The sequence below is a fragment of the Streptomyces ochraceiscleroticus genome (assembly GCF_000720485.1).
Classification (GTDB): domain Bacteria; phylum Actinomycetota; class Actinomycetes; order Streptomycetales; family Streptomycetaceae; genus Streptomyces; species Streptomyces ochraceiscleroticus.
This window is the reverse complement of sequence record NZ_JOAX01000108.1, coordinates 1-324: the sequence shown is the minus strand read 5'-3', so window position 1 is coordinate 324 and position 324 is coordinate 1. Positions and strand designations below refer to the sequence as shown.

The following is a 324-nucleotide window of genomic DNA, read 5'->3' as shown; positions in this document are numbered from 1 at the left end:
GCGTACGGCAGGTGAGGCAGCGTCAGCGTCCGGGTGGCCTCGCCCACGGACAGCTGGCTGCCGCCCTGGGTGCTCTTCCCGTGCTGCGCGGGCTCGACAGCGGCGCTCACTGGCCACCGGCCAGCGAGGAGTCGGACGCCTGGTCTCTTGCGGCGATCCACGCCTCACGCTCGGCGCCCTCAACGGTCCGGGTGCCGAGGAACTGGACGGTGGCCCCGTCGACCTTTCCTTTGGCCTCGCAGGCCTCGTAGACGCTCTCGTAGCCGCTGGTGACCGTGTAGCTATGGATCTGGGACTCGGTCTGCAGGCCGAGCCGTTCGGCCC

Annotated in this window: 1 protein-coding gene; it reads right to left on the bottom strand. The window is 70.7% G+C overall.

What is annotated here, in order from left to right:
* Nucleotides 1–106: 106 nt before the first annotated feature.
* The coding region (locus IG84_RS38575) for a hypothetical protein (protein ID WP_037801485.1) at nucleotides 107–324 on the bottom strand (218 nt) is incomplete at its 5' end.